The following is a 26,431-nucleotide window of genomic DNA, read 5'->3' on the forward strand; positions in this document are numbered from 1 at the left end:
TATTCTCGGGCGCGGGGGAGTGCGGGATTGCAGAGTAGGGGTATCATGGAAGCAGTAAGAACGTGTATTGGCTGTCGCGCGAGCGCCAGCAGATCCTCGTTACTGAGGGTTATCGCATCTCACGGTGCGGTTGTGGCCGACCATTCGGCCACACTTCCGGGTCGCGGTGCGTGGCTTCATCCCACAACCACGTGTTTTGAGTCTGCAATCAAACGCAGAGCTTTTGCACGTGCGTTGAAGGTGGAACCACCGCTAGATACCGGAGCACTTCTTTCAGTGTTAGCTGAATATGAGGCGGGACATCAACCGATGTCCCCTAACGAACAGGCTGATTGACCTATGGACAACTAATGAGCGGCTCGAAATGAGTTCCGTCCGTAATTAGTGGTCTGCCCCTGTCTGGGAGCAGACCCAGACAGGAGAAAAGTGGCTGCAAAACCACGCGTACACGAAGTCGCCGCCGAAGCTGGCGTCGATAGCAAGGCTGCTCTAGCGAAGCTTAAAGAAATGGGCGAATTCGTTAAGGGCCCGTCATCGAGCATTGAGCCCCCCGTCGCACGACGGTTGAAGGCTGCACTCGAAGCTGACGCAGCGAAAGCACCGGCAGAGCCGGAGAAGCCTAAGGCTGCTCCCAAGGCCGCGCCGAAGGCTGCCGCTAAAGCGACACCGAAGCCCAAGACTCCGATGCCTAGCGCACCGACCCCAGCACCTGTTGCTGAGGAAGCACCCGCTGCCGCACCGGAGCCCGAGCAGGCTGCTGAACCAGAAGAAGGCGCGGCTCCCGCTCCTCTGACGGTTGCCGAGCGTCAAGCTCAGGCATTGGCTGCTGAAAAGGCATTGGCCGCTGAGAAGGCTTCCGCCGAGTCGGGTGCAAAGCCCGCGGGCGGCGCAGCAGATGCTCCCAACCCTTCCGCTGTTCCTCGTCCGGGTACTCCCCGTCCGGGAAACAACCCCTTCGCCTCGAATCAGGGCATGGGGCGACCGGCACCTGCCGGTGGCGCAAGCTCGATTCCTCGTCCTGGCGCTCCGCGTCCGGGCCTGCCTCGTCCCGGCGCTCCGCGTCCGGGTGCACCTCGTCCCGGTTCGCCGCGCCCAGGTTCACCTCGCCCCGGCTCGCCTCGTCCCGGTGGACCCGGTCAGGGTCAGCGCCCAGGTGGCTTCGGTCAGCGTCCAGGCGGTCCTGCTGGAGCAGGCGCTGGCGCACGCCCAGGCGCAGCTGGTGGCGGATTCCGTCCCGGTGGAGCACCAGGAAACAACTTTGGTCCTAACCGTCCGCCAGCTGGTGGACGCGGTCGTGGCCCCGGTGGAGGCACCGCAGGTGCTTTCGGTCGCGGCGGCGGCAAGAGCAAGGCACGCAAGTCCAAGCGGGCGAAGCGGGCAGAGTTCGAACTGAGAGAAGCACCGTCGCTTGGTGGCGTTAGCGTCCCGCGCGGAAACGGCAAGGAAGTCATTCGTCTTCGCCGTGGTGCATCCATCACCGACTTCGCCGACAAGATCGACACGAGCCCCGGAAACCTCGTCACTGTTCTGTTCCACTTGGGACAAATGGCGACAGCAACCGAGTCTCTCGATGAGGCAACGTTCGACATTCTGGGTGAAGAACTCGGCTTCAAGATCGAAATGGTCTCGCCAGAAGAAGAAGACCGCGAGCTTCTGCTCGGCTTCGACATGGACCTCGATCAAGAACTCGAAGACGAATCAGAAGACGAACTTGTTATTCGTCCTCCTGTTGTTACCGTCATGGGTCACGTTGACCACGGTAAGACCAAGCTTCTTGACGCTATCCGTAACGCCAACGTTGTTGCGGGCGAAGCCGGCGGCATCACGCAGCACATTGGTGCTTACCAGGTTGTCAAAGAGCACGACGGTATCGAACGTCCGATCACCTTCATTGACACCCCGGGCCACGAAGCGTTCACCGCTATGCGTGCTCGTGGAGCTCAGGTCACCGACGTTGCGATCCTCGTGGTTGCAGCAGATGACGGAATCATGCCCCAGACGGTTGAAGCTCTCAACCACGCTCAGGCAGCAAACGTTCCGATCGTTGTCGCGATCAACAAGATCGATAAAGAGGGTGCGAACCCGGCGAAGGTGCGTCAGCAGCTCACCGAATTCGGCCTCGTTGCAGAAGAGTACGGCGGAGACACCATGTTCATGGATGTCTCGGCGCTCAACAAGGTCGGTATCACCGAGCTTCTTGACGCAGTGCTCCTGACAGCGGATGCCGGACTCGACCTGCGAGCAAACCCCAACAAGGACGCTCGTGGTGTCGCGATTGAAGCGAAGCTCGACAAGGGCCGCGGTGCTGTTGCTACCGTGCTTATCCAGTCGGGAACGCTTGAAGTCGGAGACCCCATCGTTGCGGGTACCGCCTACGGTCGCGTTCGTGCCATGTTCGACGAGAACGGCGAATCGGTTACACACGCGGAGCCTTCGCGCCCCGTTGCTGTGCTCGGTCTGACTTCAGTACCCAAGGCCGGCGACGTGTTCTTGGTTACCGACGACGACCGCATGGCCCGCCAGATCGCTGAAAAGCGCGAAGCAGCAGAGCGTAACGCAATGCTCGCTCGTAGCCGCAAGCGCATCAGCCTCGAGGACTTCACAAAGGCCCTCGAAGACGGCAAGGTCGAATCGCTCAACCTCATCATCAAGGGTGACGTATCGGGTGCTGTTGAAGCCCTCGAAGAGTCGCTGCTCAAGATTGATGTTGATGACTCGGTTCAGCTGCGCATCATCCACCGCGGTGTCGGTGCTGTTACCGAAAGCGACATCAACCTCGCCACGGTCGACAACGCCATCATCATCGGATTCAACGTTCGCCCCGACCCGAAGGCACGCGAGCGCGCCGTTCGCGAAGGTGTCGACGTGCGCTTCTACTCGGTCATCTACGCCGCACTGGAAGACGTGGAGAACTCGCTCAAGGGAATGCTCAAGCCTGAATTCGAAGAAGTTCAGTCGGGTGTTGCTGAGATCCGCGAGATCTTCCGCTCCTCCAAGGTCGGAAACATCGCCGGTGTCATCGTGCGATCGGGAACGATCACGCGAAACGCCAAGGCACGAGTTATCCGCGAAGGTGTCGTCGTTGGCGACAACCTGGCGATCGACTCGCTGCGTCGCTTCAAGGACGACGTCACTGAAGTTCGTACCGACTACGAAGCCGGTATCGGACTTGGTAAGTTCAACGACATCCAAATCGGTGACGAGATCGAGACAATTGAAATGAAGGAAAAGCCGCGGGTTTAGCCGTTGGCTTATGACGGCAACCTGATCAGGAAGCGGAGCTACGCAGGCTCCGCAAGCTTCCTGGTCAGGTTGCCGTCAACGCCTCGGTACACCCCGAGGCAGCACAAGTACTAGAAGGAGTAGAGATGGTTGACGCAGCTCGCGCCGCGAAAATGGCGGATCGCATCAAGGTAATCGTTGCCAAGACGCTTGAGCGTGGCATCAGAGATCCTCGCTTGGGTTTCGTGACCATCACTGACGTTCGGGTAACCGGCGACCTCCAGCACGCCTCAGTTTTCTACACGGTCTACGGCACTGACGAAGAACGCAGCGACAGTGCAGCGGCTCTCAAGTCGGCCACCGGCCTCGTGCGTCGCGAAGTGGGTAAGAATCTCACCGCACGCCTCACGCCATCAATTCAGTTCATTGCAGACGGCATCCCCGAGAACGCGGCTCTCATCGACTCGCTTCTTACGGAAGCCCAACAGCGGGACGCGTCGGTCGACGCTCTCAAGAAGAGCGCGAAGTACGCAGGAGAAGAAGACCCCTACGTGAAGCCTCGCGATCTTGCCGCCGAAGAAGAAGCCGCAGGCTTTGACGACGACGAGGATGACACGACTCAGGCCTAGCTGTTCCGCCAGGCGGCGAAAGCGCGCCTGACTGACGCCCGCTAGGGCAGAACGTAACCCGAATCCTCAGCGACGGCGAGTCCGTCCTTCAGGAGGCCTGCCAGTGCGCGTTCACGCTGTTCGGCATCCGCCCACACTTGCGTGATTTCGTCTGCGGTGACCGGCACATCGCTGGCCCGAAGCCCGGCAAGGATAAGACCGCGCACTTGGCGGTCTGAGCCCTCAAATTTTTTCTGCACCACCTGCCGCTTGCCCTCATAGGCCGGGTAGCCAGCAGCACGCCATGCGCACAGCTCGCGCACCGGGCACTCCTCACACCGCGGTTTCTTGGCGGTACACACGATCGCGCCTAGTTCCATGACGGCCGCGTTGGTGGCGTGAGCTGCAGCCCGGTCGGCGGGCAGAAGCTGCTCCATCGCTGCGAGATCTCTCTTCGTCGACGGCGGGCCCGCTTCGCCCTCGCCGTTGACGGCCCGGGCGATCACCCGCCGCACATTGGTGTCAACGACCGGATGATGGTGGCCGTAGGCGAATACAGCGACAGCGCGGGCCGTGTAGTCGCCGATACCAGGCAGCGACAGCAGGGTCGGCACATCCTCGGGAACCACGTTGTGGTGGACCTCAGCGATCACGGTCGCGGCAGCATGCAGGTTGAGAGCGCGGCGCGGATAGCCGAGCCGTTCCCACGCACGAACGGCATCGCCGGGGGCGGAGGCCGCGAGAGCGGCGGGGGATGGCCAGCGTTCGAGCCACTGCGCGAGTCGGGGGATGACGCGAACCACGGGGGTCTGCTGCAACATGATCTCGCTCACGAGGATGCCCCACGCCCCGAAGTCATCGTGTCGCCACGGCAGGTCGCGGCCGTGTTCAGTAAACCAGTCGCGGATGAGTCGGGCGATTTCGCTGCGATCAGGCGTCGCGGTTTCGGTGGTCACGGAAGTCTGTGGTTTCGTCGAAGTCGTCGGGCGCAGGGTCGGGGCGTAATCGGCGCTGGCTATCGAGCGGGGCGAGTGCTGGTGTCGAGCGCGGCGTATCGTGCAGCGACATCGTCGATACTCAAGAAGTTGCCGGTCTTTTCGACGGAGTGCACGAGCTCAACCATGAGCGCGTTGATGGGGGCGGCACGGTTGATCTCTGCGGCGGCGCGCACGACGGCGCCGTTGAGGGCATCCACTTCGCTGATCTGGCCGCGACGAATGCTCTGCAACGTAGAGCCGGGATTGGGCGTGCGCCCCATCCGCTGGCTCATGAGCAGGGGAATGATCTGACCGAACCACAGCGGTGACCGTGCGAGGTTGCGCAGGCGTCGGTGGGAGAGCCCTTGAAGGGTTTCGAAGCGGATGCCGCTGGCGAGGGCGGTGCGTGCCGTCTCACGCATACTTGCGGTCATTATCCGGCGCAGTGCCCGATCATCGATGACGTCTTGCACGCTGAGGCCCGTGATCGCCGGCAACGCGTTGACCTGATTGATAACGAGCTTCGTCCATTGGGCACCCTGGAAGTTGGCCACAGCGAAGGTCGGCATCACGGTGTTGAGCACGTGCGCGGCGTACCGTGCGGGCACATCGTTGTTCCCGGCGACTCCGAGGTAGCTGGGGCCGGCGGCGGTGACACGGATGATGCCGGGGGAGAGGAATGATGAAGCGAAAGTTGCAAGCCCGCCGATGATGTCTGATCGCGGGGAAGCGTGGGTGGCGACATCGAGTGAGTCGAGACCGTTCTGGAAAATGACGACCGGAAGGTCGCGCAAGAAGCGGATGTTGTCGCGAATCGCCTCTTCAGCATCGTGCGCTTTTGTGGCAACGATCACGAGTTCGTTGACGCGGCTGAGGGTGCCAGCAACACGTACGCGGGACACACTGTCGCCCCAGGCGCCGGTGAGGGTGAGTCCCGATTCGCGGATGGCCTGAAGATGGGCTCCGCGGGCTGTCACTTCAACATCGTTGCCGGCGCGCGCGAGTAACGCTGCTATTGCACCGCCCACGGCACCCGCCCCAATAACGCCGATTCGCATAGGGGAAGTCTAGGCGTACTACGTGAACATTTATCCTGACCGAACTCAATGGAGCGCCGCACGTCGACGGCGCCAGAATTGGCTAAAGTTGTGGGGCTGCCCATCTAGGGCACCCGTGCGGAAAGGAATGTTATGGCTAAGCCGCCACGCAATCCTACGAGCGGCATCCTGTTCGTCGATAAGCCTCAAGGCATCACGAGCCATGGCGTCATTTCTCGGGCTCGCAAATCAGTGGGCACCCGCAAGATCGGGCACGCGGGCACGCTCGATCCGATGGCTACCGGGCTTCTCGTGCTCGGCGTCAACAATGCGACTCGCCTGCTCACGTATCTCGTCGGGCTCGACAAGCAGTACACCGCCACCATTCGTTTGGGGGCATCGTCAAACACTGACGACGCTGAGGGCGAACTCTCTGAGACCGCGGATGCCGCGGCTCTCGCTGCCGTCTCCGACGATGCCATCGCGCACGCCGTGGCTAATCTCACTGGCGCTATCTCGCAGCGCCCCAGTTCCGTGAGCGCCATCAAGGTGGATGGTCGCCGTGCTTACACGTTGGCTCGCGCGGGCGAAGAGGTCGTGCTGGCTGAGCGAGCGGTCACCGTTTCTGCTTTCGAAGTGCTGGAGATTGCGCGCGGAGAGTTCATTGATGTGAAGGTTCGAGTGGATTGTTCCTCGGGCACCTATATTCGAGCCCTTGCTCGTGACATGGGGGAGGCGCTGGGCGTTGGCGGTCACCTCACGGTGCTGCGTCGCACTCGGGTCGGGCCGTTCTCTGTCGAGCACGCGAGTGCTGTCGATGAGGATCTCGAAACGAAGCTCGTGGCACCGGCCGTGGTCGCTCGTGTGCTTTTCGACACTGTCGATCTCGATGACGAGCAGGCGGCAGATCTGGCGCAGGGCAAGCAGATCGCTCTGGAGCCTCAGGGCGAGGGTGCGATTGCCGCTATCAACGCGGAAGGCCGCCTGGTTGGTCTCTTGGAGATCGTTGACGGCCGCGCCCGCATCCTCTCCAATTTTCGGCCGGATGCCGAGCCAGCTGCGCCCGAGAACCTGCCGACGGCCGACGGCGAGTTAGCCCCTGAGGAAGGAACCCCGAACAATGGTTGAGTGGTTTGTGTGGGTTCAGATCGCTGTGGCGGTCGTTGCTGGCCTTGGCGCCGTGATTGTGGGTTTCGCGCGAGTGAAGCCCAACGATTACACCCTGGGTGCAACGCTATTGGTTGAGCTCTTGCTCATCGTTCAACTGGTGATGGCGATCGTTGCGCCGTTGCTCGGCAATGTGGCGACGGGCAGTTCGCTGGAGTTCTGGATTTACCTCGTGTCGGCCATCCTGATCCCTCCCGCAGCGGTGATGTGGGGGCTTATCGAGCGCAACCGCTGGAGCACGGTCATCTTGGGAGTGGCCTGTTTGTCGATCGCCGTCATGGTCTACCGCATGAGCCAAATCTGGTTTGTGCAATTGGCGTAGCCGAGAGCGCCTAAAGTTGAACGTGATGACTAGGAAAGCTTCTTCGACTGCCTCGGGCATCGGCCGAGTGCTGATTGCCGTGTATGCGGTGATGGCGCTGGGCGCTACTGCGCGGTCGCTGTTTCAGATCGCCACCAAGTTCGATGAAGCGCCTCTGGCGTATCTGTTGTCTGGGCTAGCGGGGCTCGTCTACATTGTCGCCACTGTTGCCCTCATTCGCTCGGGTCGGGTCTGGTTCCGCGTCGCTGTGGTCGCGATTGTTTTTGAACTTGTCGGAGTACTCACTGTCGGAACCCTCAGCCAGGTAGATTCTGTGCTGTTCCCCGCAGATACTGTCTGGTCTGCTTTCGGCGCAGGCTATCTCTTCGTGCCTCTCGCTCTTCCGGTGCTTGGCCTGATCTGGCTGTATCGGGTGCGTCGTGCTGAGGGGAGACGCTGACATGGATGTTTTCGAGTCAATTGATGCTGTCCCCGCGACCTACGGTCCGGTTGCCGTCACTATCGGCAAGTTCGATGGCGTGCACAGCGGACACCGTGCAGTGCTGGCTCGCTTGCGGGAGGTTGCCGCTGAGCGCGGTCTGCGCTCTGTCGTTGTCACTTTCGACCGCAATCCGATGAGCCTGTTGAACCCAGCAGCGTGCCCCCAACCTTTGCTCAGCAAAGAACAGAAGCTGGAACGACTGGCCACGACCGACGTCGACGCCGCTCTTGTCTTGACCTTTGACCGCGCCCTCAGCGAAGTCTCGGCTGATGACTTTGTCGCGACGGTGCTCGCGGGGGCGCTCGACACCAAGGTTGTTCTCGTCGGAGCTGATTTCCGCTTTGGCGCTCGCGGCGCCGGCGATGTCGCTTTGCTGCGCACTCTCGGCGAGCAACACGGTTTTGATGTCGTAGTCATCGACGACATTGCTTTGGAAGAAGGCCGTCGCGTCTCCTCCACCTTTGTGCGCGAGCTTCTCGCTGAGGGCCGAGTGGCTGAGGCCGGGCAATTGCTCACGGCCCCGCACTCGGTCCGGGGCGTGGTGGTACTCGGTCAACAGCGTGGGCGGGAGCTCGGGTATCCAACCGCCAATTTGGAACGAAACTCTGAAGGCTTTATTCCGGCAGATGGCGTCTACGCGGCGTGGCTCGTCGTAGACGGTGTTCGCTTTGCGGCCGCGGTGTCCATCGGCAACAACCCGACTTTTGACGGGGTGCCAGAGAAGCAGGTCGAAGCACACGCTCTCGACCAAGATTTCGATATTTACGGCAAGCGGGTCGAAATCGAATTTGTCGAATACGTCCGTGGCATGGTCAAGTACACGACGGTCGATGATCTGATCGAGCAAATGTGCCTTGACGAGGTTGCGGTGAGAGAAATCTTGGGCGTCCCCGCAAAAGAGACGCCCAAGAAATAGTTTTTAAGAGTTAGCCCTTGATGAGCTTGTCGAGGGGAACCTTGACGCCGTTCTTGAGGTTCTCGACCACGTCATCGGGCACGTTGCCGACGATGGGTAGGTTGAGGTCCTTGGCCCAGTTCGCGACGGTCTCAAGGATCGTGTCGGTGTCGAGACCCTTGAGGGTCGGCTGGATGCCTTCCCAGATGGGCTCAAGAGCGTCAGTGTCGAGACCCTTGCCTTTGACGAGATCGCCGACGACGTCACCAATGTCACCGAGGTCGAATCCGCTGTTACCCATATTTGTCTCCCTGAGATGCCAGCCGACACGAGTTGTCGGCGATACCACTATCGTACGGGTAGACGATTTCGGGACGTAGACTCGTGCGAATGACTACACCCGCGCGCACTCTGTGGAGAGGGCGCATTCTTGCTCTTGCTGGCATCCTGTTCGTTGCATTGAATGTGCGCACCGCAGTGGCCGCTATTTCGCCGATTATTGGCGTGATCCAGAACGACATCCCGATCTCGAGCCTCGGCCTCGGTGTGCTCGGAATGCTGCCGCCGATCGCTTTTGCTATCGCCGGACTCGCCGCGCCTGCGCTCGCTCGCGCCCGCGGCCTCGACGCTGGTTTGCTCATTGCGGCGGCCGCGATGGTGGTGGGGTCGAGCCTCCGTGCAGTCAGCGATAACTACGTTGTGCTGGCTATTGGTAGTTTTGTCGCCCTGGCAGGAATGGGAATCGGCAACGTTCTGCTGCCTCCTGCCGTCAAAAAGTATTTCCCGGACCGCTTAGCGACGGTCACGGGTGGCTACGTCGTGCTCATCTCGTTGGGTGCGGCAATCCCGGCGTTCTTCGCGGCACCGATCGCTGACGTTGCGGGATGGCGCGTGTCTGTCGCGGTCTGGGCTGCGCTCGCACTCACGGCGTTCGTGCCGTGGCTCATCTTGACGTCGCGAGGGCGGCATGCCAAACGTCGGGCGGTGAACGACGAGAGCGTGCTGCCGTTGACGCCCCATATTTCGGTGTGGGCCGTAGCGAAGTCGCGAACGGCGTGGGCTATCACGATTGCGTTCGGAGTTTCCTCTGTCGCGTTCTATTCCTTCTTTGCTTGGCTCCCCGAGATTCTTATCGAGTCTGCTCAGTTCACCCCGGTCGAGGCCGGAGCGATGCTGTCGCTCTTCGGGCTCATTGGAATTCCGCTGGGCATTCTGAGCCCGATTCTTGCCAGCCGAGTACGGAATATTGGTGTGGTCATCGCTGGGGGAGTGTTTGTCGGCGTTGCTGGCTTTCTCGGTCTTGCGTTCGCCCCAACGGTCGCGACCTGGCTATGGGTGGTACTTGTCGGCATCAGCTCGATCCTGTTCCCACTGTGCCTCGTGCTGATCAATCTGCGCACACGAACCCATGAAGGCTCGGCAGCTCTCAGCGGCTTTGTGCAAAGTGTCGCCTACTCGGTAGCGGCGCTCGGACCGTTTGCGGTGGCCCTCGTGCGTGAGCTCAGCGGCGGCTGGGTGTGGCCGCTCATGTTCCTGCTCGCGGCCAGTCTGCTGGCGCTCATTAGCGCTGTCATGCTTGCGCGACCGAGCTTCGTCGAAGACGAGATCGATTTTCCGGTAGCTGCGCTCGACGAGTAGCGGGCGTGGGCGTACCTAGCTGCGTTCAGGATGTCGGCCACAGCGCAGCATCCTGAACGGTGTGTCTAATGGCCGAGCGCTGACGTGCTCAGTCGCTCGGGGTGGTGCACGAGAGAGGCGGCGCCGATCAGCGGGCCATCGCTGGAGAGCCCGGACGCGACGACTCGCACCTTCGTAATGAACGGGAAAGGCGCTCGGTCGGTAATCGCTTCGGCGACAAGGTCGATGTAGTCGGCAGCGACGTGGGAGAAACCGCCACCGATCGCGACCAGTTCGAGATCGACGAGCGCCGTGGCTGAGGCGATTCCGTGGCCAACGGCACGCGCAGAGCGGCGAACCGCAGCGATCGCAATGTCGTTTCCGGCCGCATAGTCAGCAGACAGCTCTTCGCCGGTGGTGCCGGTCCAGCCCTGCGATTGTGCCCACTCCACGGTTTTGGGGCCCGCTGCTACTGCTTCGACGCAGCCTGTTCCGCCACAACCGCAGATAACAGTTTCTCCGCCAACTTCGACGTGACCGAAGTGGCCGCCGTTGCCGGTGGGACCGTCGATGAGCTGATTGTCGAGGATGAGCCCGCCGCCGACGCCGGTGGAGACGACCATGCCCATGAAGTACTTCACTCCCTGGGCAGCGCCAATCCAGTGCTCGGCCAGTGCGATGCAGTTTCCATCGCCGCGCAGAGACACCGTGAGTCCTGGCAGTTCTTCTTCGACCAAGCCGCGGACTCCAAAGTCGCGCCACGCGGGCAAGTTCAAAGGGGAGACTTCGCCGCGCGACACCGAGATGGGGCCAGCGCTGCCGATGCCAGCACCGAGTAATTCGGCGCCATCCGGAAGCTCGGCGATCGACTGGCGCACGACCGTGCGCACGCTCTCCGCGAGTTGGGCGCTCGACGATGCACGACCCGTGGGGGCGCGGAAGCGACTCGGGGTGAGAACGACGCCGTGGGGGTCAACGAGAGCGGCCTCGACTTTGGTTCCGCCAATATCAATGGCAAGGGCATAGCGATTTGATGTGGTGGTGGTCACGGCATCCACCTTATTGGGTTCGAGGGGTGGTCATTGTGCACCTGTGGACGTTCGTGTGGTGTTCAGCTTCAGGGTGTTTGCTGCTCGTGTGTGCACTCACGACCCAAACAAGCTGCTCATCTGAGCAAGCATTCCCGCATATGTTGCACGTCGGTGTCCGTGACTCTATCGTTGAAGCAGGAGGCAGCAGTGGATGAATCAACCGAACTCTTGGCCGTGCGCGTTGCCGAGCTCTATTACGAAGAGAACAAGACGCAAGATGAAGTCGGCGCCCTCCTCGGAATAACCCGGTGGAAAGTGGGCCGTCTGCTCACTCGCGCTCGCGAAGCCGGAATTGTTCGCATTGAGATCGTGCACCCCCGAGCCCGCCGGCTGGATATCGAACGTCAGCTGCGAGACCGCTTCGGCCTCAAAGATGCCGTTGTTGTTCCGCTTCCCGCCGAAGACGAAGAAGTGAGCCCTCGGGTGGCGCAAGCCGCCGCCGACTACCTCGCTGCCGTGCGCCCCATTCCCCGTACCCTCGGCGTGAGCTGGGGTCGCACTCTCGACGAGGTCGCTCGTTTGCTCGCTGACGGCTGGACCATCGGTGTTCAAGTGGTGCAGATCAACGGCGGAGTGAGCCTCAACAGTAAGCAGGGCACCGCAGCTCAGACCGCAGTGACCATTGCCCAGAAGGGACACGGTCAAGCAACGTTGCTGCCGATCCCCGCAATTCTCGAGCAGGTCGAAACGAAGCGTGCGATCGAACGTGACCGCACGGTGGCAAGTGTTCGTGCGTTGGGTGCTTCGGCATCCGCGTATCTCTATAGCGCTGGTGTTGCTGGGGCTAGTTCCGTGCACGTCGATAGCGGCTACCTCACTGAGAGCGATGTTGACGAGCTCGTGGCTAAGGGAGCGGTTGGCGACGTTGTCGGCCGCTATATCGATAGCGCAGGCAAGATCGTCGATTCGGCACTCGACGAACGAACCGTCGGTATCGGCCTTGATGAGCTCCGTGCTGCTGAGCACGCAATTTTTGTCGTCGCTGGCGACGCTAAACATGACGTCGCGCGCGCCGTCGTTACGAGTGGGCTGTGTTCCGTCATCGTCACCGATGAGGCCACCGCTCACGCCCTTCTGGAGGAAACTACATGACAATCGAATCGGCCATCGCGCTCGCTCCTGCTGAGCGCGCGGTCAATCTCATCGGAGCAGACCTGACCGAGAAATCTCTCAAGCTTCACCTTGAGGGGCTCCCTGGCGTCGACGCGGTCGGTCTTGAGCAGCGTGCTGCAGCGCTCGGCACTCGCTCGATCAAGACCACGTCGAAGGCGTGGGCGCTCGACACCATCATCAAGCTCATCGACCTCACCACTCTTGAGGGCGCAGACACCCCTGGCAAGGTTCGCTCGCTCGCCGCCAAGGCTGTACTGCCGGATGCTTCGGATGCCTCGACTCCTCAGGTCGCAGCCGTGTGTGTTTACGGCGACATGGTTCCCTACGCGGCCGAAGCCCTCGGGTCATCCTGGTCAAACGGCTCAGACAACGGAATCAACGTTGCCGCCGTCGCGACCGCGTTCCCGAGCGGACGCTCCTCGTTGCCGATCAAGATCATGGACACGAAGGAAGCCGTCGCTAACGGTGCAGACGAAATCGACATGGTTATCGACCGTGGCGCCTTCCTCTCCGGCAAGTACGGTGTCGTCTTCGATCAGATCGTTGCGGTCAAAGAAGCCTGCCGCCGCGAGAACGGCACCTACGCTCACCTCAAGGTGATCTTGGAGACCGGCGAACTCAACACCTACGACAACGTTCGCCGCGCATCCTGGCTGGCAATTCTGGCCGGGGGAGACTTCATCAAGACGTCAACCGGAAAGGTCGCGCCGGCAGCGACCTTACCCGTCACCCTCCTCATGCTCGAGGTTGTGCGCGATTGGCACTTGCTCACCGGGGAGAAGATCGGTGTGAAGCCCGCTGGCGGCATCCGCAGCTCGAAGGATGCCATCAAGTACCTCGTCACGGTTGCTGAGACGGTTGGCGAGGAATGGCTTCAGCCGCACCTGTTCCGTTTCGGAGCATCCAGTCTTCTCAATGACGTGCTTATGCAGCGTCAGAAGCTCACCACCGGTCACTACTCCGGCCCCGACTACGTCACGATTGACTAAGGCACACCATGACTGAGAATGACAAAGCGGTAACCGCGAAGGCCCCGAGCTTTCTCGACTACGCTCCAGCCCCCGAATCGACTTCGGTTCTGCACTTGAAGAAGCACTACGGTCTCTTCATCGATGGTGAATTTGTGGATGGTCGCGGCGACGCGTTCAGCACGATCTCACCGGCAACCGAAAAGGAGATCGCCTCGATCTCCAACGCCAACAGCGCCGATGTGGATGTTGCCGTCGCTGCAGCCCGCAAGGCTTACGACCGCACGTGGTCGAAGCTCTCGGGCGCTGACCGCGGCAAGTACCTCTTCCGCATCGCGCGCCTCGTGCAGGAGCGGGCTCGTGAGCTTGCTGTTGCCGAGAGCCTCGATAACGGAAAGCCGATCAAGGAGAGCCGCGACGTTGACGTGCCTCTCGTTGCTGCCTGGTTCTTCTACTACGCCGGTTGGGCTGACAAGCTCGACTACGCCGGTCTCGGCCCAAACCCGCAGTCGCTCGGCGTTGCCGCTCAGGTAATCCCGTGGAACTTCCCGCTGCTCATGCTCGCGTGGAAGATCGCTCCGGCGCTCGCGGCAGGAAACACCGTCGTGATCAAGCCGGCAGAGACGACGCCGTTGAGCGCGATGATCTTCGCCGAAATCCTGCAGCAGGCTGACCTGCCCAAGGGTGTCGTCAACATCGTCACCGGCGCCGGCGACACGGGCCACGCGCTCGTCAACCACCCCGACGTCAACAAGGTCGCCTTCACCGGCTCGACCGGTGTTGGCCGTGCGATCGCGAAGTCGGTCGCAGGCACGGGCAAGAAAGTCACCCTCGAACTCGGCGGCAAGGCGGCGAACATCGTCTTCGATGACGCCCCCATGGACCAAGCCATTGAGGGAATCGTCAACGGCATCTTCTTCAACCAGGGTCACGTCTGCTGTGCAGGATCGCGACTGCTGGTTCAAGAGAACGTGCACGACGAGGTCGTCGACCGTCTCAAGGCGCGACTGTCGACACTGCGCATGGGTGACCCGCTCGACAAGAACACCGACATCGGTGCGATCAACTCCAAGGCTCAGCTCGACCGCATCCGTGAACTCAGCGACATTGGTGAAGCCGAAGGTTCAGAGCGCTGGACCGCCGACTGCCCGATTCCCGAAAACGGTTTCTGGTTTGCACCCACGATCTTCACGAACGTATCGACCTCGAGTCGCATCGCTCGCGAAGAAGTCTTCGGGCCGGTGCTGAGCGTTCTCACGTTCCGCACTCCCGCAGAAGCTATCGCTAAGGCCAACAACACGCCCTACGGGCTGTCTGCGGGCATTTGGAGCGAGAAGGGCTCACGAGTCCTCGCGGTGGCTGACAAGCTGCGTGCTGGCGTTATCTGGGCCAACACGTTCAACCGTTTCGATCCTGCGTCGCCGTTTGGTGGCTACAAGGAGAGTGGCTACGGCCGCGAGGGTGGCCGTCACGGACTGGCCTCCTACCTAGAATCCGCTGGATGGGCCGCGCCCGCCGTCACGAAAGGTGGCAAGAAATGACCCGTCTCACGGTTCCTAAGACCTACAAGCTCTACATCGGTGGCAAGTTTCCGCGCAGCGAAAGCGGCCGTACCTACGAAGTCGCCACTAAAAAGGGTGCCTTCCTCGCGAACGCAGCGCTGGCAAGCCGCAAGGATGCACGGGATGCCGTAGTCGCCGCCCGCGCAGCCTTCAGCGGCTGGTCGGGGGCCACGGGCTACAACCGCGGCCAGGTGCTGTACCGCATCGCCGAGCTGTTGGAGGGGCGTCGCGAGCAGTTCATCGACGAGCTCATGGCTACCGAATCGCTCTCGAAGTCGGCAGCGACCGCGCAGCTCGATACGGCAATCGATGCCTGGGTTTGGTACGCGGGCTGGGCGGACAAGTACGTGCAGGTTGCCGGTAACGGTAACCCCGTTTCTGGTCCGTACTTCAACCTCTCGACCCCGGAGCCCAGTGGCGTCATCGCCATCGTGGCTCCGCAGGATTCGTCGTCGCTGCTTGGCCTCGTGAGCGTCATTGCTCCGGCTCTCGTCAGCGGCAACACGGTTGTCGTGGTTGCTCACCAGAACGCTCCGCTCAGCGCGATCAGCCTCTCTGAGGTTCTCGCGACGAGTGACGTTCCCGGTGGCGTCGTCAATATCCTCACGGGGTCACCAGCGGAGATCGCGCCGTGGCTTGCGAGCCATGCGGATGTCAATGGTCTCGACCTCGCCGGAGCAGAACGGCTCGAGTGGGTTGACCTTCAAATTGCCGCAGCCGACACGCTCAAGCGCGTGCTCGGCCCGGTTGTAGGGGTTCCTGCGCCCTCCGTTGAACGCATCGTTCAGTGGACCGAAACGAAAACGGTCTGGCACACGAAGTCTCTGATTTAGCCGAGAGGTGTGGCGTGGGGGTTGCCCAGCGCGCGTATCTACGGATACTTGCTGAGTAATGATTTTTTCACGCCACACTCCGTCTCGTATTGTCAGCGCAGCCTTTGCCTTCCTGCTGGCGATATTTCTGGTCCCTGTCGCCGCAGCCAGCCCCGCTTCTGCGGCAGAGGCAGACACGATTTACAGTCTCGTGAATGAAGCGCGGTGGGATGACGGTCAGCTCGGCCTCATCCGCAATGCTGAGATGGACGCGGTCGCTTTGGCGTGGGCCAAGAAGATGGCGGCGAACAACACCATGTCGCACAACCCCAACTATTCGGATCAGATCCCGAGTGGCTGGCGTTCGGCTGGCGAAAATGTGGCGCAGGGCTACCGCACCGCTCAGGCGATGCATGATGGCTGGATGGCGTCGCAGGGCCACCGCGAGAACATCCTGGGCGCATTCACCGACATCGGTATCGCCTTCTACTCCAGCGGTGGAACAACGTGGGGAGTGCAGGTCTTCGCGACCTACCCCGGCCACACTGGTCCGGATGCGGCTTCCGCAGCGCCCGCACCGGATCCCGATCCTGAGCCTTCTGAAGAGCCAAGCGATTCGGCAACCGCCTCCGCAACGCCGACTCCCACCCCGACCGCCAGCGAGACGGGCGACGCGGGCACGGGAACGAACTCATCCTCGGGGTCGTCCTCCGACGGAGCAATCGGTGAGATTGACGGCGATGCTGCTCCCACGCTCTCGCAAGCCGAGCTGCAGGCCAGCGTCTATGGCGCTCGCCCCGACTACACCTGGATCTCGTGGACCATCTTCTTCACCCTGCTTGCGGTCGGCGGAGGCTTCTGGTTCGTGGTGTGGCGTCGTCTGAAGTCACGACGGCCTGTAGCGCGTCGCGCCCGTCAATAGAAGCACCTAGGGCGAGTATCTAGGCGTTTGTGCGCTGCTTCCCAGTCGCGCTGCCTAGGGTTGTCGTATGCGCGTTCTAGTAACTGGAGCAACAGGATATTTGGGTGGCCGACTCGTACCTCGGCTGATCGAAGCGGGTCATACGGTGCGCGTTCTGGTGCGCAACCCCCGCAAGCTGCAGGACGTCCCGTGGCGTGAGGATGTCGACGTCGTCGTCGGTGATCTCACCGACGCGAACTCTCTCACCGATGCCATGGTCGACATCGATGCGCTCTATTACCTTGTGCACGCCATGGGCGCCGCTGGGGACTTCGAAAAGACCGAGAAGCTCTCCGCGACCAACGTGGCGAAGGCGGCCAAGAAGGCGGGCGTCTCGCGCATCGTCTATCTCGGTGGCTTGCACCCCGCCGGGGATATCTCTGAGCTCAGCCGCCACTTGCGCAGTCGCGCCGAGGTGGGCAACATCCTGCTGGAATCTGGTGTGCCTACCATTGCGTTCAACGCCGGCGTGGTGATCGGTTCGGGTTCGGCATCATTCGAGATGATCCGCCACCTCACTGAGGTGCTTCCTTACATGCCCGCACCGAAATGGGTGCGTAACTTTATTCAGCCGATCGCGGTGCGCGACGTGCTCTATTACCTCGTGTCTGCCCTCGAACTGCCAGCAGAGCTCAATCGCAGCTTCGACATCGGCGGCCCGGATGTGCTGCGCTACGGCCAAATGATGAATGGCTACGCTCTCGAGGCGGGGCTTCACCAGCGCCCCATCGCGTCATTGCCGGTGCTGACCCCGTGGCTGGCCTCGCAGTGGGTCAATTTGGTGACGCCCATCCCGCGCTTGCTCGCTGTGCCGATTATTGAGTCGCTTCAGTTCGACTGTGTCGTGCGCGACACGTCGGTGTCCGATTTCATTCCTGAGCCCGAGGGCGGCCTCACGGGGTACCGCGCTTCGGTGCGCTTGGCTCTGGTAAAGATGGGCGACGGCGAGGTAGAGACGAGCTGGCAGGATGCCACAGTTGTCGGTGCGCCGAGCAATCCGCTCCCCAGCGACCCGGAATGGACGGGGCACACGGTCTATACCGACCTTCGAGAACGTGAAACTCCGGCGTCAGCGGAGGCCCTCTGGGGCGTCGTCGAGGGAATCGGTGGCGAGAACGGGTGGTATTCCTTCCCGCTGGCGTGGGCTCTGCGCGGCTGGCTCGACAAGCTGGTTGGTGGGGTCGGCCTGCGTCGTGGCCGGCGGCATCCGAGCACGCTCAATACGGGCGATGCTCTCGACTTTTGGCGAGTGGAAAGCATCGATCGTGGGCACAGTTTGCGGTTGCGTGCAGAGATGAAGCTTCCTGGGCGGGCGTGGCTTGAACTGACCGTTGAGGATCGCGGTGACGAGGGCGCGCTGTATCGCCAGCGCGCCGTATTCTTCCCGAGCGGTTTGGGCGGTCGGCTGTATTGGGCGGCCATTTTGCCCTTCCATGGCGTGATCTTTAGCGGCATGGTGAACCGGATTGTGGCAGCGGCCGAAGCCGAGTCAGCCGAATAAAGTGCGCCGAGCGGGCCAGGAATGCGCTACTTTTGACTAATGTCAGGAATCGTCGTCGTCGGTAGCGCAAACATTGATCAGGTCTTTCGGGTAGAACGGATTCCCTCTCCGGGAGAGACCGTCCTTTCTCAAGGCCTCAACACCGCGCTCGGCGGTAAGGGTCAAAATCAGGCTGTTGCCGCAGCGCGCGCGGGAGTAGCAACCACGTTTATCGGCGCTGTCGGAAACGATGGTTTCGGCGAAATGGTGCGCACCGGACTCGCAGCCGACTCCATCGATGTCTCGCACCTGAAGACCACAGACAAGCCAACCGGAACTGCGCTCATCGCTGTCGATCCCACGGGCGAGAACACGATCATCGTTGAGGCCGGTGCCAATAACGACGTCGCTAACCTCACGAGCGAAGACTCTGCCGCGATCAGCGCAGCATCCGCTCTCATGATGCAGCTGGAGATCCCACTGGCTACCGTGATCGAGTCAGCTCGTATCGCTCGTGCCGTTGGCACGCGCGTGATTCTGAATGCAGCACCGATTCAGGCTCTGCCCAAAGAACTGCTGGATAACCTCGACATCTTGATCGTCAACGAGCACGAGGCTACTGAGCTCGCGCGCGATAATGGCCTCTCTGCTGACCTTGAGGGAGTGGGAGAGCGACTCTTGAGCCTCGTCTCCACCGTCATCGTCACGCTGGGTTCGAAGGGTGCCGCTCTTCACCGCGTCGGCTCTGAGCCGGTCGTCGTTCCCGCTCACCGGGTCACGGCCGTAGACGCCACGGGCGCTGGCGACACGTTCTGTGGTGCCTTCGCCGCGGGTGTCGTCGAAGGAATGATGATGGATGATGCTCTGCGCTTTGCTGGCGCTGCGGCATCCATTTCGGTGGAAAACCACGGTGCCGTGCCGTCGATTCCGCACCGGGCAGCAATTGAGACACGCCTTAACTAATCCGCCGAAAAGGTAACGGATTGGTAACAGGCTCGCTATAGTGGGGTCACCGTGAACGTGCGGCAACCCGACACAAGGACGGCGAGTCAATGGCGACATCGCACCACCTGGCACACCCGAAACACCATCTTCGAGCACGGAGAGCTGCGCTAGCGGCCACGATAGTGACGGCGGTCACGCTTGCTCTCGTGCTGAACGCCAACGTCGCTCGCGTGCATGCGGCGGGAGTTTTCACCTCGCTTAAGGCGCCGGGGGAGGCCGCGTTCATCGCCGGTCATCGCGGCGACAAGACCGTTGCTCCCGAGAACACGATCGAGGCCTTGAGTCTCGCTCTCGATAGCGCGGCCGACTATGTCGAAACGGATGTGCAACTCACCTCCGATGGCGTTCCCGTGCTCATGCACGACTGGACCGTTGATCGCACGACAGACGGCACTGGTCCGGTGTGGCAATACACCTACGAAGAGCTTTCTGCCTTAGACGCTGGCTCGTGGTTCGGCGAGGAATTCGCGGGAGCCACTGTGCCCACCCTGGAGCAGTTCTTGGGAGTGCTTCGGTGGTCGACAAAGAATGCCATTCTTGAACTCAAAGGATCATGGACCGACGATCAGGTGGCGCTCGTCGCCGATCTGATTGCCCGCAATGGCGTGAGCAACCACGTGATCATCGGCAGCTTCGACATCATGACGCTGCAGGCCGTGCAGCGGGTTAGTCCCGAATTGCCCGGGATTCTCATCGTTCGAGACATCGTCGGAGACCCGGCGGAACTCGCGGCAGCATCAGGGGCTGTGGCACTCGTTACGAGCAAGAAAGCCATCACTCGCGACCCCACCCTCGTGCAGCTCGTTCACGATGCGGGGCTCGGCATCCTGATTTATACCCTCAACGACTCAGACACGTGGTCGGATGCTGTTGCCCTCGGCGTTGACGGAATCGTCACCGATCGTCCGGCAGAGCTCGGCACGTGGATCGCGAAAGAAGTCTCGGACGCAAATACCCTCCCGCTAGCGCCTCGTCGTGCCGCAGCGGGATAACGCAGTCGTGACCGACTCGCCTACAGCGACGCGATGAGGGCTCGATAGAACGCGATGCCGTCGAGGTAACTGCTGACGAGCATCCGCTCATTGCGCGCGTGCAGAGTGTCGCGCACCTCCCGTGCCATCGCGAACGGCGTGAAGCGGTAGACGCCGGTGCTGATGCGAGTGAAGTGGCGGCTGTCCGTAGCGCCATTTTGCACGTAGGGGGTCACGAGGGTTCCTGGGAAGCTCTTTTCGATCGTTGAGCGCAGCAGCTCCCAAGCGAGGCCCGTGGTCGCCGAAACCGGCGATGGCTCGCCGGGGGAGTCGACCGTCACCCGAACGCGCTTGTCGTTGATCGCGCGCGTCACATGCTTGACCGTCTCGTCGAGACTTGAGTTCACGGCGATGCGCACATTGATGACGGCGCTGACCCGCTCGGGCATGGCATTGACGGCGTGACCACCCTCAAGGATCGTGACCGCTTGGGTCGTGCGCATCATGGCGGCGAGCTCGTCGCTTTTGCGCACAAGAATGGGCACGAGGAGTGCTTTGGTCCACGACACGTTGCGCAGCAAGTAGCCGGTAACGCCGCCAGCGTGCTCGCCGAGCAGTCGCATGAGGTCAGCGCCCGTGGGAGTGAGTCGCGACGGAAAAGGACGAGAGTTGAGACGCACGATGGCCTGAGCAAGACGCACGGCGGCGGGGGTTTTCGGCGGTGTAGAAGCGTGTCCACCCGACTGATCGACGGTGAGTCGAAGAGCTGCTGTGCCCTTCTCCGCAACACCAACCACGGCCATCGGGGAATCGACCTGCTCGAAGACATCATCAACGATGGCGCCCCCCTCATCGAGCACGAGGGTGGGTGTGATGCCTCGGCTTTCGAGAAGATCGACAATGGCGGCTGCCCCGGTTCCGTGAGTTTCCTCATCGTGGCCGAAGCACAGATAAATGTCCTGAGCCGGAACGAGGCCAGCTTCGAGTTGTGTCTCGACAGCCTCAAGGATGGCGACAACAGAACCCTTGTCATCGAGCGTGCCACGCCCCCAAATCAGCTGCTCATCGTCTTTGCCGCTGAGCTCGGCAGCGAAAGGCGGCCGTTTCCAACCTTCGTTGGTGGCCGCGACGACGTCGTAGTGCCCCATGAGTACAGCGGGTTCGGTCGATGCGCGACCGCGCCAGCGGAAAATCAGGGAATGGTCCAGCACCGTTTCGCGCTCGAGCCGGCTGTGGCACAGTGGATACAGTTTGCGCAGCGTCTGGGCGAAACGGTCGAACTCTTGCCATTCAGTAGTGGAGGCATCCTCCCGAGAAATGGTGGGAATTCGAACGAGTTCTTGCAGATGTTCGACAGCCAAAGCACTCTTCATACCTCGACTCTAGCGAGCACTGGGCGGTGCGTGTTTTCCCGCGAGGGTGAAGGAAATCGGAGACAGCATGACGAACGGACGATTGTGGATGGTCGGGGTTCGGGCCTTGGCTCAAGTCGGAGCCCGGATTCTGAGCGTAATCGCGATTGTTCTCGTACTCGGCTTAACTCCCGCTGCCGCTTCTGCCGCTATCCCTCCGGTAGCCGTTTCAGCCGGCTCCTCCGCTTCAGCGAGCGTAGTTCGCACGGGTCTCGACGATTTTGTCTTCGATAGTTATGAGGCAGAATTCTTCCTTGATCGGGATGCTGACGGCCGGTCGACGTTACGCACGGTAGAGACGTTTGTCGCTATTTTTCCTGCCGATCAAAACCGTGGGATGCGCCGGGCTATCCCCAACTACTACAAGGGTGTCCCGGTCGACGTGCACAATATTTCCGTGACGGATGAGACGGGCACAGCACGGCCGTTCGACGTAGAGAATGATGACGAGTTCACTCTCGTCACGAGCGCCGCTACCTCCTTTGTGGAGGGGCCGAACACGTATGTTTTTAGCTACGAGCAATCGAATGTCACAGCATTCGCCGCCGACACTAACGCCGACGAGTTTTACTGGGACACCAACGGCACCGGGTGGAATCAGCCCTTCGGCTCGGTTGAGGCGACCATTCATTTAGGTGAGGGGCTCAGTGACGCTCTAGTGGTGGAGCCCGATTGCTATTGGGGCATTGCGCGATCCACGCAACAGTGCGAGATCGCTGCCCGCGATGCCGATACGTACGTCGCGACGCATGGACTGCTGCAGAGAGGCCAGAATGTCACGGTCGCGTTTGGCTTTGAACCTGGCACGTTCGTCGAGCGTGACAGTTCCTATTTGGCCTCCCCGGCGGGATACGGGCAGTCGGTTGGCTTTCTTGCTGCGCTGAGTGCCCTCGTCTGGGCGATCCGTCTGCGACGTACCCAACTGGCGGATGCCGCTGGGCGTCCGACGATCATCGCTGAGTATGCGCCGCCGAAGGGAGTTTCGGTCGCTACCGCCGCTCTCGTGATCAATAAGCGCACACGAGTGGTTGCTGCTCAGATTCTGGACTTTGCTGTGCGCGGCACAGTGCGTGTGCTTGAGCAGGAGTCCAAGGGAATGTTCCGTACGCGAACGGAGTACCGGCTTGAGCTCGTTGACCCCACGAAGGTCGAGGGCTACGAGTTAGAAATACTGCGGGCACTCTTCGGTAATTCCTTGCACCACGGAGCGATTCGGGAACTGAAAACAGCGGACTCCAAGCTCAGCCGCGCGCTTTACGCAATCGTGCAGAAACAGCATTCTGGGCAGATTGCCGCGGGGTATCGACGAAAGGTGCCGGCCAATCGCTACCTCCCGCTGCTGGTGGCAGCACTCGCGGCCCTAGCCTCGATCGTTTTCGGAGCAGTGCTGATCTCGGGCTCGTATGGATCGGCGTTTCCGTTCGTGGTGATCGTGTTCGCGATGGGGGTTGCCTTCGCGTGCGTGTTCTTGCTGTTTCGCTCGCCGCTCACTCCGAAGGGGGCGGAGCTGCGGGATCATCTTGCGGGGCTTGAGTTGTATATCCGTTTGGCTGAGGCCGATCGATTGCGCATGTTGCAGAGTCCAGCGGGCGCCCTTCGGGAACACAACGAGGACACCGGCGCTGCCGATGTTCTCGCAGTGTACGAAAAGCTTCTTCCCTACGCCGTAATTTTTGGTCTCGAGAAGCAGTGGCTGACCGAGTTGAGCAACTATTACGCCGATGAGTCGCCCGATTGGTATTCGGGCTCGGGAGCGTTCAACGCAGCAGTCTTCGCATCGAGTATCTCGACGGTGTCCTCGTCGATCGCAAGCTCATACTCCGGTAGTGCGTCCAGCAGCTCCAGCGGTGGTTCAGGCGGTGGCGGGTCGTCAGGTGGCGGTGGCGGCGGCGGAGGAGGCGGCGGGGTCTAGAGCCCCGGGCGGCGAACTCAACTTCGTGCAGGCGGGTATATTCGAACGAGTGAGTGCAACGTATCCGAACCGCCCCCGACGCGTGGCACTACCCGCCGCAATTCTTGCCGTGCTTGTGCTGTTGGTGGGCGCCGGCGTCGTCGGAACCGAGATCTTTACGATCGTGCGCTATATCGTGAGCATCCTCGCTCTTATCTGCGTTGTGCTCGTCTGGCAGGTTCGCCAGTGGTGGTGGGCCGTCGGGCTCATTCCCATTGCCATCCTGTGGAATCCGATTTTTCCCATCGAGATTGCTGACGTGCAACTACTGCAAGGGCTGCACTACACGGCGGCTCTCGTGTTCATCGCGGTCGGTGTGGGAGCACGCGTCACCGACTCCACAAGTCGAGGTTAATTCGCGCGAATAGCGCACTCTGGTGATTTTCTGCGTAGACTGATTCACGCATCCCTTGAGACCACCAATCGCATCGCAGTTGGGTCTGGCTCCCTTGAGTGGATGTTGTCACTCTATTGAAGTCCCTATCGTGGCAACGTCTATTCGTTCAACGGCTATGAGTCCTCGTACCCGCGACTGAGCCGCTCGCCTAGCGCCAGGAGAATAATTGACCACCTCGTCAAAGTCCGATTCCGCACAGCGCAACAAGCGACCCAAAAATTCGGGTCAGCGCCAAGCGGGCGGCGCTCAGCGTCGTCGTGCTCGTCCCGGTGATGACACCGGTGTGATCCCCGTGTTGGCCCGTGCCGCACGCGAGGTCGAAACTGCCGTGCAAAAGGGACCGCTGAAGCCCGCCAACCGTGCCCGCTTCCAAGTTGCGGCACTGCTGCTGCGCGAAGAACGTGCTCGAGTAAAGACGGATGCGACCCTCACTGACTCTGAGCGCGCGAATGAACAAAAGCGCCTCGATGGCCTCGCTGGCATTCTGGCTAAGACGGCCGCTCGGGATACGAGCCTGCTGTCGATGTTGGGGGAGTCAGCACCGATCACACCCGCAGCGAAGGCGCTGCGCCGTGACCTTCTGCTCGACGCCGGTGTCGAGTTGAGCCCCGATGAGCTGATCATCACCGAAGAACCCAAGCCCGTTGACAAGCAGGTCGAGAAACAGGTTGTTCCCGCATCCGTTCGTCAAATGCAGATGGCGAACCCGTTCTTGGCCCCCGATTTCAGCGCGATTGCTCCGCAGAAGGAACACAGCAACCGGCTCGCTAACTGGGAACTCATTGATCCTCTCTTCCGTGCGTTTGAGCACGGCTCCGGCGGTGGAGCGGCATCGATGGAGTTGCCAGAGGCCGCTTCGCTGCGCACCCGCGGAAATCTTGAACTCATGCGTCACCAGGCGCGATTCGTCGAGGTCGTCAAGCAGGGTCACCGCACCTTCTTGCTCGCCGATGAGCCAGGACTCGGCAAGACCGCGCAAGCGTTGATGGCGGCTGAAGCCTCTAACTCGTACCCGCTGCTAGTCGTGGTGCCGAACGTCGTGAAAACCAACTGGGAACGCGAAGTTGAACTCTGGACTCCGGGTCGCAGCGCGACCGTCGTGCACGGTGACGGCGACACGGTAGACGCGTTCAGCGACGTCGTGATCGTCAACTACGAAGTTCTCGACCGCCACGTCGGCTGGCTCGGCCGTTTCGGCTTCAAGGGCATGGTCGTCGACGAAGCCCACTTCATTAAGAACCTCAAATCTGAACGCTCCAAGCACGTTCTTAGCCTGTCGCAAAGCATCCGCGCCACCTACCCGAAAGCGCTCCTCATGGCGCTGACCGGAACACCGCTGATCAACTCGATCGAAGACTTCCGCGCTATCTGGCAGTTCCTCGGTTGGATCGACGGCACCAAGCCGCTCGCGCCGCTTATGTCGAAGCTCGAAGACTCCGATCTCACGCCAGCCGATCCCGGGTTCTTCTCTGAAGCACGCCGTGCTGTTATCGATATGGGAATCGTGCGTCGCAAGAAGGTTGACGTCGCTGCCGACATTCCTGCCCGCCGCATTGCCGACATCCCGGTGGAGCTCGACGACGACCTCGGTCGCTCGATTCGGGCCGCAGAACAGGCTCTCACCGCCCGCCTTGTCGACCGTTTCACTCGGGTGCGCAAACTCAAGCCCGACGTTGCTATCGAAGACCTCATTCGGGTTGTTGCTCACGCCGAACTCGAAGAGTCGAAGAGTGCAACCACCGGCGAGAACGTCTTCACGATGGTGCGCCGCATCGGTCAGGCCAAGGCAACGCTGGCCGCCGACTACACGGCGCAGCTCGCTCGCTCGGTGGGCAAGGTCGTCTTCTTCGCCAAGCACATCGATGTCATGGACACCGCAGAAGCGCATTTCGCCAAGGTCGGCCTCAAGGCTGTCTCCATTCGTGGTGATCAGAGTGCCAAGGCGCGTCAGAACGCTATTGATTCCTTTGCCAATGATCCGGATGTCGCGATCGTCGTTGCGTCGCTCACCGCCGCTGGTGTCGGGCTCAACCTGCAGGCAGCATCCAACGTGGTGCTTGCTGAATTGAGCTGGACCAACGCCGAGCAGACGCAGGCAATCGACCGCGTGCACCGCATCGGTCAGGAGCTTCCGGTCACCGCCTGGCGCATCATCGCCGCGCACACGATCGATGCTCGCATTGCCGAGCTGATCGACAGCAAAGCTGGCCTTGCCGCCCGCGCGCTAGACGGTTCTGACGAGGCTGTTGTGGCCGAGGCGAACATCCAATTGCAGGCTCTTTCGGCGCTCTTGCGAGACGCGATCAAGGAGTAGCTGCACGTTAAGAAGTGGCTTTCTGGCCACGGCTCTTTCCTCCGGCACGACTCTGCGCGAGCGTACAC

At 61.3% G+C, this 26,431-nt stretch carries 24 protein-coding genes; 19 read left to right on the forward strand and 5 right to left on the reverse strand.

Annotation, left to right across the window (positions count from 1 at the left end; genetic code table 11):
- The first annotated feature begins 45 nt into the window (after positions 1–45).
- The 3 genes from I6E52_RS13490 to rbfA all read left to right on the forward strand — a co-directional run bounded on the left by I6E52_RS13490 (position 46) and on the right by rbfA (position 3,851).
- Positions 46–336, forward strand: a complete 291-nt coding sequence (locus tag I6E52_RS13490; RefSeq protein ID WP_197108869.1) for a YlxR family protein — start codon at positions 46–48, stop codon at positions 334–336.
- Between the two features lie 90 nt (positions 337–426).
- Complete coding sequence (gene infB, locus I6E52_RS13495; protein ID WP_197126658.1) at positions 427–3,243, forward strand: translation initiation factor IF-2; 2,817 nt, start codon at positions 427–429, stop codon at positions 3,241–3,243.
- A 125-nt stretch (positions 3,244–3,368) separates the two neighbouring features.
- Entirely contained in the window at positions 3,369–3,851 is a 483-nt protein-coding gene (gene rbfA, locus I6E52_RS13500; protein ID WP_197158254.1) for a 30S ribosome-binding factor RbfA, read from the forward strand.
- Positions 3,852–3,892: 41 nt separating this feature from the next.
- Here the strand turns inward: rbfA and I6E52_RS13505 are convergent, their stop codons facing one another.
- A complete protein-coding gene (locus tag I6E52_RS13505) occupies positions 3,893–4,786 on the reverse strand; it encodes an A/G-specific adenine glycosylase (protein ID WP_197158256.1) in 894 nt (297 codons plus the stop codon).
- 59 nt (positions 4,787–4,845) lie between these two features.
- Positions 4,846–5,865 (reverse strand): ketopantoate reductase family protein, encoded by a 1,020-nt coding sequence (locus tag I6E52_RS13510; RefSeq protein ID WP_197158259.1) that lies wholly within the window; start codon positions 5,863–5,865, stop codon positions 4,846–4,848.
- Positions 5,866–5,997: 132 nt separating this feature from the next.
- Between I6E52_RS13510 and truB the strand changes: the two genes are divergently transcribed.
- From truB to I6E52_RS13530, 4 genes are read left to right on the forward strand one after another with little or no spacing between them, the layout of a single operon-like run.
- A complete protein-coding gene (gene truB / locus I6E52_RS13515) occupies positions 5,998–6,972 on the forward strand; it encodes a tRNA pseudouridine(55) synthase TruB (protein ID WP_197158261.1) in 975 nt (324 codons plus the stop codon).
- Entirely contained in the window at positions 6,965–7,333 is a 369-nt protein-coding gene (locus I6E52_RS13520; protein ID WP_197158263.1) for a hypothetical protein, read from the forward strand. Before truB ends, I6E52_RS13520 begins: the two co-directional genes overlap by 8 nt.
- Before the next feature lie 25 nt (positions 7,334–7,358).
- Positions 7,359–7,772, forward strand: coding sequence for a hypothetical protein (locus tag I6E52_RS13525; RefSeq protein ID WP_197158265.1), 414 nt, complete (start codon positions 7,359–7,361; stop codon positions 7,770–7,772).
- 1 nt (position 7,773) lies between these two features.
- On the forward strand, positions 7,774–8,730 hold the full coding sequence (locus I6E52_RS13530) for a bifunctional riboflavin kinase/FAD synthetase (RefSeq protein WP_197158267.1): 957 nt from the start codon (positions 7,774–7,776) through the stop codon (positions 8,728–8,730).
- Positions 8,731–8,740: 10 nt separating this feature from the next.
- Here I6E52_RS13530 and I6E52_RS13535 read toward each other — a convergent pair whose 3' ends face one another.
- Complete coding sequence (locus tag I6E52_RS13535) at positions 8,741–9,010, reverse strand: hypothetical protein (RefSeq protein ID WP_197126666.1); 270 nt, start codon at positions 9,008–9,010, stop codon at positions 8,741–8,743.
- Positions 9,011–9,099: 89 nt separating this feature from the next.
- Between I6E52_RS13535 and I6E52_RS13540 the strand changes: the two genes are divergently transcribed.
- Entirely contained in the window at positions 9,100–10,347 is a 1,248-nt protein-coding gene (locus tag I6E52_RS13540; protein ID WP_197158270.1) for a CynX/NimT family MFS transporter, read from the forward strand.
- Between the two features lie 65 nt (positions 10,348–10,412).
- On the opposite strand, the gene I6E52_RS13545 is transcribed toward I6E52_RS13540, so the two are convergent.
- On the reverse strand, positions 10,413–11,375 hold the full coding sequence (locus tag I6E52_RS13545; RefSeq protein ID WP_197158273.1) for an ROK family protein: 963 nt from the start codon (positions 11,373–11,375) through the stop codon (positions 10,413–10,415).
- Positions 11,376–11,564: 189 nt separating this feature from the next.
- Here I6E52_RS13545 and I6E52_RS13550 point away from each other — a divergent pair, with 189 nt between their 5' ends.
- The 8 genes from I6E52_RS13550 to I6E52_RS13585 all read left to right on the forward strand — a co-directional run bounded on the left by I6E52_RS13550 (position 11,565) and on the right by I6E52_RS13585 (position 20,310).
- Positions 11,565–12,509, forward strand: a complete 945-nt coding sequence (locus I6E52_RS13550; RefSeq protein ID WP_197108840.1) for a sugar-binding transcriptional regulator — start codon at positions 11,565–11,567, stop codon at positions 12,507–12,509.
- On the forward strand, positions 12,506–13,519 hold the full coding sequence (gene deoC / locus I6E52_RS13555; RefSeq protein WP_197108838.1) for a deoxyribose-phosphate aldolase: 1,014 nt from the start codon (positions 12,506–12,508) through the stop codon (positions 13,517–13,519). The genes I6E52_RS13550 and deoC overlap by 4 nt, the downstream gene beginning before the upstream one ends.
- An 8-nt stretch (positions 13,520–13,527) precedes the next feature.
- The gene (locus I6E52_RS13560) at positions 13,528–15,039 is read left to right on the forward strand and encodes an aldehyde dehydrogenase family protein (RefSeq protein WP_197139181.1); all 1,512 of its coding nucleotides are present in this window, start codon (positions 13,528–13,530) and stop codon (positions 15,037–15,039) included.
- Positions 15,036–15,893 (forward strand): aldehyde dehydrogenase family protein, encoded by an 858-nt coding sequence (locus I6E52_RS13565; protein ID WP_197158276.1) that lies wholly within the window; start codon positions 15,036–15,038, stop codon positions 15,891–15,893. The genes I6E52_RS13560 and I6E52_RS13565 overlap by 4 nt, the downstream gene beginning before the upstream one ends.
- Before the next feature lie 58 nt (positions 15,894–15,951).
- A complete protein-coding gene (locus tag I6E52_RS13570; RefSeq protein ID WP_197158278.1) occupies positions 15,952–16,794 on the forward strand; it encodes a CAP domain-containing protein in 843 nt (280 codons plus the stop codon).
- A 67-nt stretch (positions 16,795–16,861) separates the two neighbouring features.
- The gene (locus I6E52_RS13575; protein WP_197126673.1) at positions 16,862–18,334 is read left to right on the forward strand and encodes an SDR family oxidoreductase; all 1,473 of its coding nucleotides are present in this window, start codon (positions 16,862–16,864) and stop codon (positions 18,332–18,334) included.
- A gap of 39 nt (positions 18,335–18,373) precedes the next feature.
- Positions 18,374–19,276: a ribokinase gene (locus tag I6E52_RS13580; protein ID WP_197126674.1), complete on the forward strand. Its 903-nt coding sequence runs from the start codon at positions 18,374–18,376 to the stop codon at positions 19,274–19,276.
- A gap of 164 nt (positions 19,277–19,440) precedes the next feature.
- A complete protein-coding gene (locus I6E52_RS13585) occupies positions 19,441–20,310 on the forward strand; it encodes a glycerophosphodiester phosphodiesterase family protein (RefSeq protein WP_307842548.1) in 870 nt (289 codons plus the stop codon).
- 20 nt (positions 20,311–20,330) lie between these two features.
- Here I6E52_RS13585 and I6E52_RS13590 read toward each other — a convergent pair whose 3' ends face one another.
- Positions 20,331–21,662, reverse strand: coding sequence for a M20/M25/M40 family metallo-hydrolase (locus tag I6E52_RS13590; RefSeq protein ID WP_197158282.1), 1,332 nt, complete (start codon positions 21,660–21,662; stop codon positions 20,331–20,333).
- A 67-nt stretch (positions 21,663–21,729) separates the two neighbouring features.
- Between I6E52_RS13590 and I6E52_RS13595 the strand changes: the two genes are divergently transcribed.
- From I6E52_RS13595 to I6E52_RS13605, 3 genes are all read left to right on the forward strand, one after another.
- Complete coding sequence (locus tag I6E52_RS13595) at positions 21,730–23,613, forward strand: DUF2207 domain-containing protein (RefSeq protein ID WP_231602210.1); 1,884 nt, start codon at positions 21,730–21,732, stop codon at positions 23,611–23,613.
- Between the two features lie 49 nt (positions 23,614–23,662).
- Positions 23,663–24,007, forward strand: coding sequence for a DUF6804 family protein (locus I6E52_RS13600; protein WP_307842549.1), 345 nt, complete (start codon positions 23,663–23,665; stop codon positions 24,005–24,007).
- Positions 24,008–24,215: 208 nt separating this feature from the next.
- Entirely contained in the window at positions 24,216–26,363 is a 2,148-nt protein-coding gene (locus tag I6E52_RS13605) for a DEAD/DEAH box helicase (protein ID WP_197158284.1), read from the forward strand.
- The last annotated feature ends 68 nt before the right edge of the window (positions 26,364–26,431 follow it).

Source organism: Salinibacterium sp. NG253 (genome assembly GCF_015864945.1).
Taxonomy (GTDB): domain Bacteria; phylum Actinomycetota; class Actinomycetes; order Actinomycetales; family Microbacteriaceae; genus Rhodoglobus.